The sequence below is a fragment of the Flavobacterium saccharophilum genome (assembly GCF_900142735.1).
Classification (GTDB): domain Bacteria; phylum Bacteroidota; class Bacteroidia; order Flavobacteriales; family Flavobacteriaceae; genus Flavobacterium; species Flavobacterium saccharophilum.
In genome coordinates, this window is the sequence record NZ_FRBY01000008.1 from 21,883 (window position 1) to 39,053 (window position 17,171).

At 33.4% G+C, this 17,171-nt stretch carries 12 protein-coding genes; 4 read left to right on the plus strand and 8 right to left on the minus strand.

Annotation, left to right across the window (positions count from 1 at the left end):
- Positions 1–321 precede the first annotated feature (321 nt).
- The 3 genes from BUA98_RS21895 (at position 322) to kdsB (ending at position 3,506) form a co-directional block, all read left to right on the plus strand.
- On the plus strand, positions 322–1,746 hold the full coding sequence (locus BUA98_RS21895) for an ATP-dependent DNA helicase (protein ID WP_072976103.1): 1,425 nt from the start codon (positions 322–324) through the stop codon (positions 1,744–1,746).
- A 71-nt stretch (positions 1,747–1,817) separates the two neighbouring features.
- Complete coding sequence (ygiD, locus tag BUA98_RS21900; protein ID WP_072976105.1) at positions 1,818–2,648, plus strand: 4,5-DOPA-extradiol-dioxygenase; 831 nt, start codon at positions 1,818–1,820, stop codon at positions 2,646–2,648.
- 123 nt (positions 2,649–2,771) lie between these two features.
- Positions 2,772–3,506, plus strand: coding sequence for a 3-deoxy-manno-octulosonate cytidylyltransferase (kdsB, locus tag BUA98_RS21905; RefSeq protein WP_072976109.1), 735 nt, complete (start codon positions 2,772–2,774; stop codon positions 3,504–3,506).
- A gap of 236 nt (positions 3,507–3,742) precedes the next feature.
- Here kdsB and BUA98_RS21910 read toward each other — a convergent pair whose 3' ends face one another.
- The 7 genes from BUA98_RS21910 to BUA98_RS21940 all read right to left on the minus strand — a co-directional run bounded on the left by BUA98_RS21910 (position 3,743) and on the right by BUA98_RS21940 (position 14,570).
- On the minus strand, positions 3,743–6,154 hold the full coding sequence (locus BUA98_RS21910) for an alpha-ketoacid dehydrogenase subunit alpha/beta (RefSeq protein WP_072976111.1): 2,412 nt from the start codon (positions 6,152–6,154) through the stop codon (positions 3,743–3,745).
- 188 nt (positions 6,155–6,342) lie between these two features.
- Positions 6,343–9,093 carry a gluzincin family metallopeptidase gene (locus BUA98_RS21915; protein WP_072976113.1) on the minus strand — a complete coding sequence of 917 codons (2,751 nt, stop codon included), beginning with the start codon at positions 9,091–9,093 and terminating at the stop codon, positions 6,343–6,345.
- Between the two features lie 213 nt (positions 9,094–9,306).
- Positions 9,307–10,035: an LOG family protein gene (locus BUA98_RS21920; RefSeq protein WP_072976115.1), complete on the minus strand. Its 729-nt coding sequence runs from the start codon at positions 10,033–10,035 to the stop codon at positions 9,307–9,309.
- Between the two features lie 189 nt (positions 10,036–10,224).
- Positions 10,225–10,584, minus strand: coding sequence for a cupin domain-containing protein (locus BUA98_RS21925; RefSeq protein WP_072976117.1), 360 nt, complete (start codon positions 10,582–10,584; stop codon positions 10,225–10,227).
- Positions 10,585–11,075: 491 nt separating this feature from the next.
- Positions 11,076–13,907 (minus strand): excinuclease ABC subunit UvrA, encoded by a 2,832-nt coding sequence (gene uvrA / locus BUA98_RS21930; RefSeq protein WP_072976119.1) that lies wholly within the window; start codon positions 13,905–13,907, stop codon positions 11,076–11,078.
- A 130-nt stretch (positions 13,908–14,037) separates the two neighbouring features.
- Positions 14,038–14,292, minus strand: coding sequence for a hypothetical protein (locus BUA98_RS21935; RefSeq protein WP_072976120.1), 255 nt, complete (start codon positions 14,290–14,292; stop codon positions 14,038–14,040).
- Positions 14,293–14,354: 62 nt separating this feature from the next.
- Positions 14,355–14,570 carry a hypothetical protein gene (locus BUA98_RS21940; protein WP_072976122.1) on the minus strand — a complete coding sequence of 72 codons (216 nt, stop codon included), beginning with the start codon at positions 14,568–14,570 and terminating at the stop codon, positions 14,355–14,357.
- A 124-nt stretch (positions 14,571–14,694) separates the two neighbouring features.
- On the opposite strand from BUA98_RS21940, the gene BUA98_RS21945 reads away from it, so the two are divergent.
- Positions 14,695–15,621 carry a helix-turn-helix transcriptional regulator gene (locus BUA98_RS21945; protein WP_072976124.1) on the plus strand — a complete coding sequence of 309 codons (927 nt, stop codon included), beginning with the start codon at positions 14,695–14,697 and terminating at the stop codon, positions 15,619–15,621.
- 49 nt (positions 15,622–15,670) lie between these two features.
- Here the strand turns inward: BUA98_RS21945 and BUA98_RS21950 are convergent, their stop codons facing one another.
- Positions 15,671–16,786, minus strand: coding sequence for a GTPase (locus BUA98_RS21950; protein ID WP_072976126.1), 1,116 nt, complete (start codon positions 16,784–16,786; stop codon positions 15,671–15,673).
- Positions 16,787–17,171 lie beyond the last annotated feature (385 nt).

Here is a 17,171-nt window from a genome sequence, read left to right on the forward strand (position 1 = left end):
AATACAAACTTACAAATTAAAAAGCAACAATAATAATTGCAATTTCAAAAAACAATTTAATATATATTTTAAGGTATCGTTAAGTTTTTTTCGCCATATGAGTGAAAAAAAATAAATTCCAATTTTTTAAAATTCCAAATTCCAATAAAACCTTTTTTTATTCGCGTCTTTCCTTAAGTGAATCAGTTTGATTTTGCTTCAGTTTATTTTTTTGATATTTGAAATTGTCAATGTATTGTAATTTTGGATTAAAAAAAATTGGAATTTTATAAATTGAAATTGCCATTTAAAAAACCGTACTTTGTAGTTCAATTTTACCCTATGAATTCAGCACTGTTTTACGGCGTTTTACAAAGAAAATTTCCTTTTGCTCCTACTTATAAACAAGATATTTTTTTTCAAAAAATTGCCATCTTTTTAACCGAACCGGCAAACGATACCATTTTTGTGCTGAAGGGATATGCCGGAACAGGAAAAACAACGGTGATTTCGACTATTGTAAATAATTTAGGGGAAATTAATAAGAAGTATGTTTTGCTGGCGCCAACGGGCCGTGCGGCAAAAGTAATTGCCAATTACTCGAATACTCCTGCATTTACTATTCATAAAAAAATATATTTTCCGAAAAAATCTTCTGGCGGAGGCGTAGCTTTTACCAAACAGGTCAACAAACATAAAAACACGATTTTTATCGTCGATGAGGCATCGATGATTTCAGACAGTAATTCGGATTCGAAATTGTATGATAACGGATCGCTTTTAGATGATTTGATTCAGTATGTATATTCGGGAACCAATTGCAAAATGATCCTTTTGGGAGATACGGCTCAGTTGCCTCCGGTGAATTTAGATATTAGTCCCGCACTTGATATTCAAACTTTAGGTATTCACTACGATAAGGAAGTGGAACATATAGAATTGGATGAAGTAATGCGTCAGGAAGAGAATTCCGGAATTTTATACAATGCAACTGAATTACGCGAACTGCTTAAAGAAAGCTTTATTACAGAGTTTAAATTCAATGTAAAAAAATTCAAAGACATCGTTCGTTTAACGGATGGATATGATATTCAGGATGCGATAAACACAGCGTACAGCAATTATAGCATTGAAGATACGGCCTTTATTGTGCGCTCGAATAAAAGAGCAAATCAATACAATGAACAAATAAGAACACGAATTTTGTTTAAGGAAAGTGAACTTTCTGTTGGCGATTTTTTGATGGTCGTAAAAAATAATTATTTCTGGCTGAAAGAAACGGATGAAGCCGGATTTATTGCCAATGGAGATATTATTGAAGTGTTAGAAATGTTCGGAATTAAAGAACTATACGGATTTACTTTTGCCAAAGTAAAAATCAGAATGGTCGATTATCCGGATCAAAAACCTTTTGAAACAGTTTTGCTTTTGGATACGATTAAAAGTGAATCTCCGTCTTTAACCTACGAAGAGTCCAATCGTTTGTATGAAGAGGTGATGAAAGATTATGAAGATGAAAGTACAAAATACAAGAAGTTTCAAAAAGTAAAAGAGAACGAATATTTTAATGGATTACAGGTAAAATTCTCCTACGCCATAACCTGTCATAAATCGCAGGGAGGGCAGTGGGATACGGTTTTTATCGAACAGCCATATTTACCAAACGGAATCGATCGCGATTACATTCGATGGTTGTATACGGCAATGACACGTGCTAAAAATAAGTTATATTTGATAGGATTTAAAGACGAAAGTTTTGAAGAATAAATTTTTCGCCACGAATTCACGAATTTTATTTGAATAATTCGTGAATTCGTGGCGAAAAAAAACTTTAGCTAATGACAACACTAAACGACTTACATTCGATTTCCTCTACGTTTTCGACTACAGATAAAATGCCAGTTTTGTTTTTGGGACACGGAAGTCCGATGAACGCTATTGAAGAAAATCAGTTTGTAGCTGGTTTTCGCAATTTGGCTAAAACATTGCCGCAGCCAAATGCGATTTTGTGTATTTCTGCGCATTGGTTTACCAAAGGAACCAAAGTAACATCCATGCAAATGCCAAGAACGATTCATGATTTTGGTGGTTTTCCGCAAGCCCTTTTTGATGTGCAATATCCGGCAAAAGGAAGTCCGGAATTGGCTGTAGAAACGAAGAAAATATTAGAACCTGTTCATGTTGATTTAGATGAACATTGGGGATTAGATCACGGTGCGTGGAGCGTTATTAAACATTTATATCCTGAAGCAAATGTTCCTGTAATTCAGTTAAGTATTGATTATACAAAATCGGGACAATATCATTTTGAATTGGCTCAGAAATTACAAGCATTACGTCATAAAGGTGTTTTGATCATTGGAAGCGGAAACATTGTTCACAATTTACGTTTAGTAGATTTCAGAAATTTTGATAAAGACAATTACGGTTTCGATTGGGCCATTGAAGCCAGAGAAACGGTAAATAATTATTTGTTGGATGGAAATTTTCAGCCGTTGATTGATTTCGAAAAAATGAGTAAAGCGGTTCAGATTGCAATTCCAACACCGGATCATTATTTGCCTTTGTTGTATACGCTAGGTTTAAAAGAAAAGTCAGAAGAATTGAGTTTGTTTAATGATAAATTATTGGCGGGTTCGTTGAGTATGACTTCCGTGAAAATTATGTAAAAATAACTTTGCGAATCTCTGTGAAAACCTTCGTGTAAATTTGTGTTATAATTTTTACCACAGAGAATCGCAAAGGTTTTCACAGAGTTTCACAAAGAAAAAAATAAATTTAAAAATATTAGAATGAAAATAATAGCTGTAATTCCGGCGCGATATGCATCAACACGTTTCCCTGCAAAATTGATGCAGGATTTAGGAGGTAAAACGGTAATTCTAAGAACATACGAAGCTTCTGTAGCAACAAATTTATTTGATGATGTATTTGTTGTTACCGATTCTGATCTGATCTTTAATGAAATTGTTTCAAATGGAGGAAAAGCCATTATGAGCATCAAAGAACACGAATCAGGAAGTGACCGAATTGCTGAAGCTATATTTAGTCTGGATGTTGATGTTGTTGTGAATGTTCAAGGGGATGAACCGTTTACAGAAGCAGGACCGTTAGAACAGGTTTTGTCAGTTTTTAAAAATGATGAAGATCACAAGATAGATTTAGCTTCGCTAATGCGCGAAATCACAGATGAAGAGGAAATCAATAATCCAAATAATGTGAAGGTTGTTGTTGATCAGTCGCAGTTTGCATTGTATTTTTCACGTTCTGTAATTCCGTATCCGAGAGACAAAGATGTTGGTGTTCGTTATTTCCAGCATATCGGAATTTATGCTTTTAGAAAGCAGGCTTTATTAGACTTTTATAGTTTGCCAATGAAATCTTTAGAAGCGTCTGAGAAATTGGAACAATTACGTTATTTGGAATTCGGAAAACGTATTAAAATGGTCGAAACGACACATGTTGGAATTGGAATTGATACTGCTGAGGATTTAGAAAAAGCTAGGAGTATTTTGGCTTCGAAGTAGTTGTATTGTGGTGAATGGCACGCGGATGAAACGGATTCGCTAAAGCGAAAGCGCAGATAAAACGGATTTTTTCTCATTTTATGTCATTTCGACGGAGGAGAAATCACATAAAGTAAAGACACACAGTGCGTCACTCTCTGGATGCGATTTCTCCTTCGGCGAAATGATAAACAGTGCGAAAACAAAAAAGCTCCAAATATTTGGAGCTTTTTTTATATCTAATACATTCTAAATCCTTAATACAAATTAGGAAATTTAGAAGGATTAACTTCATGCATCATGCTGTATACTTTCTCAAAAATATCTTCTGCAGAAGGTTTAGAGAAATAGTCACCATCAGTTCCGTAAGCCGGTCTGTGGGCTTTTGCAGCAAGAGTTTGTGGTTTGCTGTCTAAATGAACATATGCATCTTGCTCTTCCAAAATTTGTTGTAAAATAAAGGCAGAAGCTCCACCGGGAACATCTTCGTCAATTACTAACAAACGATTTGTTTTCGCGATACTTTTTACTATATCTTTATTAATGTCAAATGGAAGTAAAGACTGAATGTCAATAACTTCACAATCAATTCCTAAATCTAATAATTCAGTTGCTGCTTGTTCTACTAATCTCAATGTTGAACCATAAGAAACAAGTGTAATATCAGATCCTTCTTTTAATGTTTCAACCACACCAATTGGTGTTTTGAATTCACCAAAATTTAAAGGTGTTTTTTCTTTTAAACGGTATCCATTTAAACATTCAATTACCAAAGCAGGTTCGTCAGTCTCTAAAAGAGCGTTATAAAATCCTGCAGCCTGAGTCATGTTTCTTGGAACCAAAACATGGATTCCACGAATAGCGTTGATAATCATTCCCATCGGAGAACCAGAATGCCAGATACCTTCTAAACGGTGTCCACGAGTTCTGATGATTAACGGTGCTTTTTGTTTTCCAACAGTTCTGTATTGTAATGTAGCCAAATCATCACTCATGATTTGGATCGCATATAATAGATAATCTAAATACTGAATTTCAGCAATTGGACGTAAACCTCTCAAGGCCATTCCTATTCCCTGACCAACGATAGTTGCTTCACGAATTCCGACATCGGCAACACGAAGTTCTCCATATTTTTCCTGCATACCTTCTAAGCCCTGGTTTACATCACCAATGTTTCCTACATCTTCACCAAAAATTAGTGTTTCAGGATATTTGGTAAACAAAGCGTCGAAGTTATCACGAAGGATCATTCGGCCATCTGAATCCGGTTTTGCATTTTCTGCATATTCCGGAAGCACTTTTTGTACAGAATAAACATTCAAATCTGAATCAGAATGTAAATGGCTGCTAAATCTTGGTTGTGTTTTTGAAATGTAATCTGTAATCCAGTTAGATAACAAAATTTTACTATTTGGTACTTCTACAAAACGTAATATTTTGCGTGCTATAACCAACATTTCCTTTTTTAAAGGCGATTTGATAGCGCTTAATTCTGAAATATATTTTCCAATTCTTTCTTTATGATTGATGCTTGCTTCTGCAATTTGCTCCAATAAAGCCAAAAGATTTTTTTGATCTTCAATAATTGGGTTGATGAAAGAATTCCAAGCCTCTTTTTTAGCCTCAAGAACTTCTTTTTTCAATTCAAAATCAATTTCTGAAAGTTCTTCAGGAGATGCAATATTGATGGCAATCATCCATAAACGCATCTGGCGAATACAATCGAAATCTCTTTCCCAAGCAAGTCTTTCTCCATTCTTATAACGTTCGTGAGAACCTGAAGTAGAGTGTCCTTGTGGTTGTGTTAATTCATTTACGTGAATTAATACCGGAATATGTTCTTCGCGGGCAATAGCACCGGCACGTTCGTAAGTCGAAACCAGCTCAGCATAATCCCAGCCTTTTACTCTAAAAATTTCATAACCTTTAGAATCTTCATCGCGTTGATATCCTTTAAGAATTTCAGAGATGTTTTCTTTAGTAGTTTGATGTTTAGCGTGAACCGAAATTCCGTATTCATCATCCCAAACGCTCATTACCATCGGAACTTGTAGAACTCCTGCAGCGTTTATGGTTTCAAAAAATAAACCTTCAGAGGTACTTGCATTACCAATAGTTCCCCAGGCAACTTCGTTTCCATCTACAGAGAATTTGTCTTTGATTTTGATGCCATCGACATTTCTGTAAATTTTAGAAGCCTGAGCCAATCCCAATAATCTTGGCATTTGTCCGGCTGTAGGAGATATATCTGCGCTTGAATTTTTTTGTTTTGTCAGGTCTTTCCAGGATCCGTCTTCGTTTAAACTGTGCGTTACAAAGTGTCCGCCCATTTGTCTTCCGGCAGACATTGGATCAAAGTCTAAATCGGTATGACCGTATAAACCTGCGAAAAATTGTTTTGGAGTTAATTCGCCAATCGCCATCATAAAAGTTTGATCACGATAGTATCCTGAACGGAAGTCACCATTTTTGAAGGCTTTTGCCATCGCAAGCTGTGGAACTTCTTTTCCGTCACCAAATATTCCAAATTTGGCTTTTCCGGTCAATACTTCTTTACGACCTAAAAGGCTACACTCACGGCTGGTTACTGCAATTCTGTAGTCATTTAATACTTCAGTTTTGAAATCCTCAAATGTTAATGTAGTATTGTTTTTTTCTGTAATCATAATCTGGAATGGTCATGTTGAGACTGCGAAATTACTTAAAAACAATCAATAATCATAATTCTTTAAAATAAATATAATTTAATTATTTGTATTTAAAATCAAAAAACTACGTACTTTATTTATGTTATTTTAAATAAAAAACATAATTTAGTAATAATAATGCATATTTTTGATTAAAATTTATTCAATTAAAACCATTTTCGGGTAAAAAGATTGACTAATGTTTTAGGCGATAATGTTATAACAAATCTTATTTTTTCGTTATATTTTGTTTGACTGATTTCCCATCCATTATTTGAGTAAACCGGAAAATAGAGTTCAAAATAGTCCGGAACCAGATTTAAACGAACTCCGGTATCGTAAACAAAATCGGCGCTTTGATGTTTACTTTTCATAAAACCAATATCACCATACATTTCAACCCAGTTCCAAACAGAGTAACTTGCATTTAATGTTGTCATCCATTGATTAGCGAATGAGGGTTCGATTTTGGACTTAAAACCACCTTCAGCCATGACAAACTGCTGACTAAAAAAACCGCTGCTTTCAGATCTTCCATAAAAATTATAATCAAACATATAATCTGTAGGACGATCTAGACCAAAACTGAAATAATCCGAATCTGTTTTATTATAGAGAAAAGTTCCGGCATACATTCTTAAATTCAATTTATGATTGTTCTCAAACAGTCTTCTGTATTCAATTTCACCCGCTATTTTTCCAAAATCTCCAGAAAACTGCACATCAGTCATAAAATTAAAATGATTGATTAATTCAGTTTTGGTATTAGAATAACGAACATTGAAAATAGAATAATTTGGTGGTGAATTGTCAGTAATATATTCGCTTGCCTCTCGATTTACAATAACCTCGCGCATTAAGAAAAGTTGTTTTCTGTTGTCTCTGAAATTTTTCTCCCGAATACGGAATTGCACCATTGGATTCAATCTCAAATAAGTTGCATCCGGCGCGTAGTGAAAATAGTTCTGACTAATCGAATAACGTACATTATAGAGTGTACTGTTTCGATAATATTGACTCCATGAAAATGCCGATGAACCAGAAATTGTTCCTGCATTTATAGAATATGCCGGATTGATATCAAATGTAAAAGGTTTGTCTAAAATGGTTTTATTATGAAAACGAATTCCAGGCGTCAAACCATCATATAAATTATAGTTAAGTGTCGGAATATATAAAATCTGATTGTAATAAGGATCTTCCAGATCTTTAGCAAAATTAAATTTGATCGGACGATTGACAATAACTACACTTTTTAATGATTTCCAGTTGTTTCTTTGATTGTATTCCGGAACCTCATTGTCGTAATTAATGACAATTTTATCTGCATTTTTTCGATCAAAGTTATAAACCGAATCTTTTTTTGTGGGTTCAATCCAGGTTTTAAAAACGACTTCATTTTTCTTGATTCCATAAATCGGAATTGGAGCATAAATTCCCGTCTTATTTTTGATTTGAAATTGTACACTGTCTTTGGTTCGCGAAACATTGGAGAATTTATAATCGATAATTTGGCGAGAATCAATAATAGTTTCAAAAAACCAATTGATTTTTTTCGGACTATTTTTAGTTAATATAGCTTCAAAGTCAAAGCGGTTTGTCTGCTCTTTTTTATTCAGATTATAAAATTCCTGAACACTTTCAGGCACAATATTATGATTCAGATAATCGTCTAAATAACTCAAACTTAAACCTGCACGATATTTACTGGCAATTTGCTCGTTGAATTTTATCAGCGTATTTTTAGGGTCACCAAGAGGCTGATCCAGGTTTTTTCTTGCCATCAGCATATAATAATAGCTGTACTGCTCGTTGAAAGTTATATTGGTAATGTTATAACTTTTAAAGAGTTTCATGTCTGAAAGTCTACCCAGCATTTTCTGATCCAAATGATGTTCTTCCATGTATTTCATCATGGTGTAAATCTGAATTCCGTCATAAACCCAATTATCCCTTCTTGGATCAAGGCGCAAACTGTTCTTGAGATAATTGTTGAGGTAGGTTTTTAAAAAAGTAATCTCAAAGATAAATTCATCTGTAAACGGACTAATAAACGATGGTAATTGATTTAGTCCATAAAACGGATTTCTGTCATAATCTGCCTGAGAAACCGTGATTTTTTGATGAGGGTACTTTCCAATAAAGTTATTAGCAAAACTAGCTACTCTATCAATAATTAATGCTCTTTGTATTTCACTGACCCTTTTGGTTTTTAAATCTGAAAGTACTTCGATTTCTCCGTTACTATAACTTCTGAAGCTGTTTTGTTTTTCGATAAATAAATTAAAATCGGTTCTGTTATTGCCTGAAAAGGAATAAGCGGTATAAGCTGAATTCGAATTATCTTTTGAAACCGAGTTCAAATCGGTGGTAATAGAATAATTATGTGGAATCTTTATTTCAACTTCGTAATCTGTGCTGGCATTTGCAATATCATCAAGATTAAAATTGTTGTTTTTTACAAAATGATGATTTTCAAAACGGGCAGGACTTATAAACCAATTTTTTAGGTTCATTTCTCCATTTTGATCAAAACCATAATGTGTGAATTTGGCACTGGGAATTTTAGAAATATAAGTAAGATGTAGGTCGATTTTTTCGCCTGGACTTAATTTTCGATTCAGCTTCACAACAATAAAATCAGGGTTTTTAACGGTTCTTTGCCATTCCAAAGCCAAATTATCAGAATCGGTCAAACTCAAAATAGTCGTATTTCCTCTTTCCTCTGGTTTGGCGACATGAAAACCTCTGTAAAATTCATCTGAAAAACGTTTGGCCAAAGGAGTGTTTTTATCTGAAAAAGCATTATTCCAGTCATTCAATACAATTGAATCCAGAGAATCATTTGAGGTGTTGTAAAACGTAATGTCCTGTCTTACATTCAGTGTTTTAAGTTCAAGATTAACCGCCACATCCATCTTAGACTGATGTTGTGCATATTGTTTTATTGAACTGAATAAAACTAAAATGAAGAATATGATTTTATAAAGTGATTTCAATGATGACTCAGGATAATTAGACGTATACTTAAGTTACGAGTGTAAGGTCGTTTTGGTTTTTTGTAAAAATAGCATAAAAAAAGCTGTTTAAAAAACAGCTCTTAATTTTTATGATAATATAGAATTCAAACCTTAGAAATTTGGACTCAAATCGTATTTCTTGTAGAACTTATCCAGAACGTCAACTACTTCATCTTCAGTGTCTACTATTTTAAACAAGTTTAAATCTTCAGGACTTACCGTATGCATTTTTTCAACTAAAACCGTTTTCACCCATTCGATCAAGCCTGACCAGAATTCCACACCAACTAGAATAATTGGAAATTTTCCAATTTTCTTAGTTTGAATTAAAGTAATTGCTTCAAACATTTCGTCCAAAGTTCCAAAACCTCCTGGCATTACTACAAATCCCTGAGAGTATTTTACAAACATTACTTTTCTAACAAAGAAATAGTCAAAATTCAGGTTTTTATCATGATCGATATAAGGGTTAAAATGCTGCTCAAAAGGCAATTCAATATTCAGACCAACCGAAGTTCCGCCACCTAAGTGTGCGCCTTTATTTCCGGCTTCCATAATTCCGGGACCACCGCCCGTAATCACACCGTAACCGGCTTTACTAATTTTATAAGCAATTTTTTCGGCTAATAAATAGTATTTGTCGTCTGGTTTTGTTCGCGCTGATCCAAAAATCGATACACACGGACCAATACGCCCCATGCTTTCGTAACCGTTTACAAACTCGGACATGATTTTAAAAATCGCCCAGCTGTCATTAGTTCTAATTTCATTCCACGTTTTTTGTTTCAAACGATCCTGAATTACTTTATCCTCATCATTATCAAAATCTTCTAATCTCATTTTAGGTATTTTAATTATTTATATTTTTATTTCTAGCTGTGTCGTTTTAATTATTGCCATCCTGAGTGGAGTCGAAGGAGAAGGAGCTGATTCCTGCTGTCCACTGTATCTTTTGTGCCGAACCCCGGCACAAAAGGATGCCGTTCCCATCAGGGCTAGGGCACTCGTTTTCAAAAGAAGAATCCTTTACTAATAGCTTTGTTCTTCAATTGATTTCGTAATAGGGCTTTTTACTTTTCCGGTATGCTCTGTTGTTTTAGATTCTATAAGCATAATTAAACATTCGTCAACAGATGAAACCCAGTGATTTACTCCTTTTTTTACGACGAATAATTCGCCTTTCTTCATAGTGAATGATGGCTCGTTTTCAATTTCCATTAATAGTTCACCTTCGACAATATAAAATAGTTCGTCTTCGTTTTCGTGATTATGCCACGGTATTTCCTGACCTTTTATTTTAGCCACTTTAATATATTGATCGTTTACTTCATCAATTATTTTGGGTGAAAAATATTGGTTTACGTTGCTGAACTTGTCTTTAAGATTCATATATTCTATATTTAGTCTTCACCGAAAACAAAAATTTTTTCAAAAACGGCTAGCTAAATTAAGTCTTTTTTTGAGAATTGTCACAAGATTGTCCATTTATTAATTTAAATGTAACAATTAACATTGGGTTGATTTTGTATTGTTATTCATTATCAAAGGATTAATGAATTCAAATAAATATGTCGTTCCTATGGAACTTAAGTACGGAGATGCAAATTATCAACGGATTAAACCCGAAGCCTAGGGACGTTGCTATAAATATTTCGTTCCGATGGAACTATTATAGTTATTAAAATAATATGTAAATATTACAAGTCAGATGGTTTATCCACTGAGAAAAGTATTCACATTTTTGTCATTCCGAGGAACGAGGAATCCCCGTAAGAAACTCCTTAAAGCAAAGTCACCAATCTTTATCGAGCTACTTGTAGAGATTCTTCGTTCCTCGGAATGACAAAGATTGTGCTTATTGGTTAGCAAAAAAGCTTTAATTATTCCAATTCTTTCTTTAAAAACTTAGCCGTATAGCTTTTTTTATTTTTCGCTACTTCTTCAGGAGTTCCTTTGGCGATCAATTGTCCGCCGCCTTTTCCGCCTTCAGGACCAATATCAATAATATAATCAGCAAGCTTTATTACATCCATATTGTGCTCGATGACCAGAATGGTATTTCCTTTGTCTACCAATTTATTGATCACATCCATTAAAACACGAATATCTTCAAAGTGCAAACCTGTGGTTGGTTCATCTAGTATATAAAAGGTATTTCCGGTGTCTTTTTTAGATAATTCTCCAGCCAGTTTAATACGTTGTGCCTCGCCGCCAGAGAGTGTTGTGCTTTGTTGACCAAGCGTAATATATCCTAAACCAACATCCTGAATTGTTTTTACTTTTCTATAAATTTTCGGGATATTCTCGAAAAACGGAACTGCTTCATCAACCGTCATATTCAAAACATCCGAAATTGATTTTCCTTTGTATCGAATTTCCAGCGTTTCTCTGTTAAAACGTTTTCCCTGACACGTTTCGCATTCTACATAAACGTCTGGTAAAAAGTTCATTTCGATAGTTCTAACTCCAGAACCTTCACAGGTTTCGCAACGTCCGCCTTTTACATTAAAACTAAAACGTCCGGCTTTATAACCACGAATCATACTCTCAGAAGTCATCGTAAACAGGTTTCTGATTTCAGTAAAAACTTCAGTATAAGTCGCGGGATTTGAACGTGGTGTTCTTCCAATCGGACTTTGGTCGATATCAATTACTTTATCAATATGTTCTAAACCTTCTATTTTTTTATAAGGTTGTGGTTTTTTTACACCATTAAAATAATAGGCGTTTAAAATGGGGTAGAGTGTTTCATTTATTAAAGTCGATTTTCCACTTCCTGAGACTCCCGTCACGCAAATCAATTGGCCTAGAGGCAATTCAATAGAAACGTTTTTCAGGTTGTTTCCAGTTGCTCCAGTCAGTTTTAGGAACTTGCCATTTCCTTTACGACGTTCTTTTGGTATCTCTAGTTTCATCGTACCATTCAAATATTGAGCAGTAATCGTATTCGATTTTAAAGTTTCGGCCGGAGTTCCAATACTGATAATTTCGCCTCCGTACTTTCCCGCTTTCGGACCAATATCAATTACATAATCGGCACGTTCGATCATGTCTTTGTCGTGTTCCACCACGATAACAGAATTACCAATATCGCGTAATTGTTCCAAAGAATGAATTAGCTTTTCATTGTCTCTTTGGTGCAAACCAATGCTTGGCTCATCCAAAATATATAAAACACCAACCAATTGTGAACCGATTTGGGTTGCTAAACGTATACGCTGTGCCTCACCACCAGAAAGTGATTTTGAACTTCGGCTTAAAGCCAAATAATTCAAACCAACATTCATAAGGAAGTTCAATCGATCTTTGATTTCTTTAACTACTTCAGAAGCGATCAAAAGTTGTTTGTCTGTTAAATGACTATTTAAATCCTGAAACCAGGCTGTTAAGTCAGAGATATCCATATCACACAATTCTGTGATATTTTTTCCATTAACTCTAAAAAATTGCGCTTCTTTTTTCAAACGTGAACCATCACAAACGGGACAATTTACTTCATCCATGAAATCTTTTGCCCAACGTTTTATAGTGGTTGAAGAAGTTTCGTCAAACTGATTTTTGATGAAATGCGAGATTCCTTCAAAATCTATTTTATAATCGCGGGTAACTCCTAAATCTTTAGAATTAACAACGAATTTATCCTTACCTCCATGCAAAATCATGATCATGGCTTCCTCTGGAATTTTCTCAATTGGGTCTGTTATCTTGAAACTGAATTTTTCTCCAATAACTTCCAATTGCTTGAAAATCCAGGAAGATTTATATTCGCCAAGTGGAGCAAAACCACCTGCTTTAATGGATAATTTCGGATTCGGAATAATCTTTTTGATATTGATTTCGTGGACCGTTCCCAAACCATTACAATGCGGACAAGCACCTTTTGGAGAGTTAAATGAAAACAAATTCGGTTCCGGATTCTGATACGAAATTCCTGTTGAAGGACACATTAAATTCCTGCTGAAATAACGTACTTCATTGCTATCCTGATCTAAAATCATCAAGACATTCTCGCCATGATGCATGGCAGTATTAATACTTTCAGACAAACGTTTTTGATTGTCCTCCGTATCTTCAATCAACATTCTGTCGACTACAATTTCGATATCGTGTGTTTTATAACGATCCAGTTTCATTCCTGAAACCAAATCCTGAACTTCACCATTTACACGAACCTTAAGGAATCCCTGTTTGGTAATTTGTTGGAATAATTCGGCATAATGTCCTTTTCTGGCTCTAATAATCGGAGCTAAAATATTGATACGTTTCCCATTAAAGTCCTGAATAATCAAATCTTTAATTTGTTCATCAGAATAAGAAACCATTTTCTCGCCTGTGTTGTAACTGTAAGCGTCAGCACCACGAGCGTATAAAAGTCTTAGGAAATCGTATATTTCAGTAATAGTTCCAACAGTCGAACGCGGACTTTTACTGGTTGTTTTTTGTTCAATTGCGATTACTGGAGATAGTCCGTCAATCTTATCAACATCAGGGCGTTCTAAGCCTCCAAGAAACTGTCTGGCATAAGCCGAAAAAGTCTCCACATAACGACGTTGTCCTTCAGCATAAATCGTATCAAATGCCAAAGATGATTTTCCCGATCCTGATAAACCGGTAATTACAACCAGTTTTTCACGCGGAATTGAAATATCGATATTTTTTAGATTATGAACTCTTGCGCCAAGAACTTCAATAGTATTGTCTTTTTCTAACATAATTTTGAGCAAAACGCAAAGTTACCACTTTGATTTGTTCTTTTAATACTAGAGTACAAAACTTTATGTTACAATTAGTAACAAAAAACGCTAGTGTGAACTAGCGTTTTTTAATTTTTAGATTTTCATTTTATTCCATTCCTAGTCCTAGAGTCTGTAAAATTCCAACTATCCATACTATTGGTTTCCATAGAACTATAAAGCCTATTATTGATAAAATCGAAAAGACTGACCAGTACCAAAAACCGCCATCAGATGAGAAAATAGGAAACCATTCATTTAGTAACATATAAATTCCAAATGGAATTGCTGCTAAAACTAATAATACCCAAACAATGCATTTTATAATAAAAACGATAAAATTTAATAATAATTGAAATAACATAATTTTGTAAGTTTATGACTTTCGTCTGATTAAAAATGATTTACTTAATAATAGTTTGTATTTTAGCTTTTGAAATTAGAGGATGACTTTTCATCATCTAAAGCAGTCATCAAACCCGTTACTAATAGCGAAAGGCCAACACCAATCATACCTCCTGTTTGCGGGTTTTTACCCAAATGATTTGCAATTGCCATTCCTGCGGCTGCACCTGAAGTCAGAATGGTACTCAAACTACTAAAGTCCATTTCTGTGTTTTGTTTTTTGAAAAGATTTTTCATGATACTTTATTTTAAATTGATTACGAAATTATAATCTGAAACTGTCAATTGTTGTCAGTGTAAAATAAAATGATAATAAAACAAACTGACAGTAATTGTCAGTTTGTTTTACTATTTTCGTAGTATGAAAATTAAAGAAAAGCCGAATTTCAACAACCCTCAAGTTTATCAAACCAAACAATTAGTAGAAATTCTTAAGAAGTTTCCTTTTGAGAGTATGGAAAATTTAATTAATTATATTAGTCCTACTAGAGAAAATAAAATAAGTGAACGTACTTTTCATAGAATAAAAGCTACTTTAAGAGATGATTATGGTATTGTAATTAAATATTCGAGAGCTAATCAAGGGTTTTATTTAGATGAAGAAAAATCGATTAATATCGAATCGTTTTTAAGTCATATGGAAATTTTGGCTACTGGTGAACAGATTTCCCATAATCTAAATGGAAATAATAATTCGTTATCGTTTATTGAGTTTGAAAATAAATCTGCAATAGAGGTAATTCCTAATTTTAAATCTGTTTTAGACGCAATACAACAAAATTTGCCTATTACTTTTGTACACAGTAGTTTTTATTATTATAAAGAAATAAAAGAGCAGGAATACACTTTAAAACCTTATTATTTAAAACAATATCAAAATCGTTGGTACGTGGTAGGTGAAACTCAAAAGGGCTATCGTACATTTGGTTTAGACAGAATAAAAAGTGTTGAAACAGGGATTGAAAAATTCAAATCGAAAATAAATGAAGCTAAAGAAAAATTTTCTAATGTTGTCGGCCTGAATAGTATGGATCATGAATTACAAACTATAAAGCTTTCTTTCCATATTTCGCAAAAACTATATGTTGAATCATTGCCTTTGCATAGTTCCCAAAAAGAAATTAATCTTGACAATGATAAATCATTTGATATTTCATTAAACATCCATCCTAATTTCGAGTTCAGTCAGCAAATTTTGAAATATGGCAGTTTGGTAAAAGTTTTAGAACCAAAATGGCTAGCGGATGAGATCAAGGAGGAATTAAGGAGAGGCTTTGAGAATTACTAAAATCATAAAAAAGGTTCAACTTGTAATGCTTTAGTTGAACCTTTTAAATTTAACGTGTTATTTCAGCTTGACTTTTGATTAAAATTTCACGTACTAATGCTTCCGAATCTTCAATTAAATCAGAACCAAAACTATCTGTCATTTTGTATCCAATTCCAGCCGCTGCAATTTGTCCAACAAAAGGAATATATTTTAATACTTCTTTAGAACCTATATTCACTGCTAATCTCTTCAATAACATCATTATTCCTTCTCTAGCAACAAATTTAGCTGCATATTGTGCGGCTTTTGTTTTAATGATTGTGAAATTTGCATTATTTCCCATTCTTCTTGATAATTCAGTAATACTTTTTTCGTCTAAACCATAAATCTTTTGAATCTCTTTTGACATTGTCAATAAAATCGCAATATCTAAACTTATGTCTAAACCAGGAATTGGATTGATTCCATTAGCAGCAGCCGAATATGCACCATAAGAAACTGCTTTTCTTGCTAGAATACTTTTTTCTTTTAAAATTTGTTCATTCAGAGGAGCAACATCAGCCATAAAACGTTGTTTTTTGATTCCTGTCAAATTTTGCTCAATGTCTATTAATAATTTTGACAAATCCATTTTTAAGGGTTCTCTCGAAGAAGTTAAATAAATACCTTTAATTTCAATATTCCCAATATTGCTTATAATGTCATTTTTTACTTTTTCAAAAACTTCATATTCTGTCAAATTATCATCATGCTTTCCGTTTCTGATAGATTCATCCATTTTTGTACGAACCACATAAACTGGTCTTCCAATTCTAATCATTTCTTTTATTAACCAAATGTCATTCTCATAAAATCGATTTGCAGTTACAACAACTACTGCATCAAAACTCTCCAAATTACAAATTTCTAAATATGATTTAACTGGGAATTTTTCAGTTCCACATCCTGGTAAATCCGAAAAATGAATTCCATTACTAGTATATTTTTTTATGTGTAAAGTTGTTTCTGTTATTCCGACGTCTGCAACTTTTCTACCAACAATTGCATTAATTAATGATGATTTTCCTGCACCACTTTGTCCAGAAATGGCAATATTTACAGTTGCGTTTTTCATAGCATCATATTCCTTTTTTAAATTCTCGATAATTGTTGTGATTTCTTGAGTTCCAAATACTGTCTCCATTGTTGTTTTTTATTTAATTTATAATTTATTTCGAAATATATTGATCAATAATTTAAGTAAAACTACCCTTTGAAACTGTCATTTTATGTCAGTAATAAATTATTGAAATGTAGCGCTGTGTAATTGAGTTCTTTTAATTTAGTTTTTAGAGGTTTTTGAGAGACGATTTAATAAAGCTTGATGTCAAGCCAGATCTACTTGAACTCTTTTACTACGCTAATCGAAATAAAAATGAGGCATAGTAAAAATTTAGTTTTGTTAGTCTTCAAAAATAAATCATCACAAATTCTCTAATTTTTTTACCTTTTGAAAGTCATCTTATTTAACACGAAAGCATCTTTCTATACTATAAAAAGAAAAAAGCACTTGTAATCGTTAACAAGTG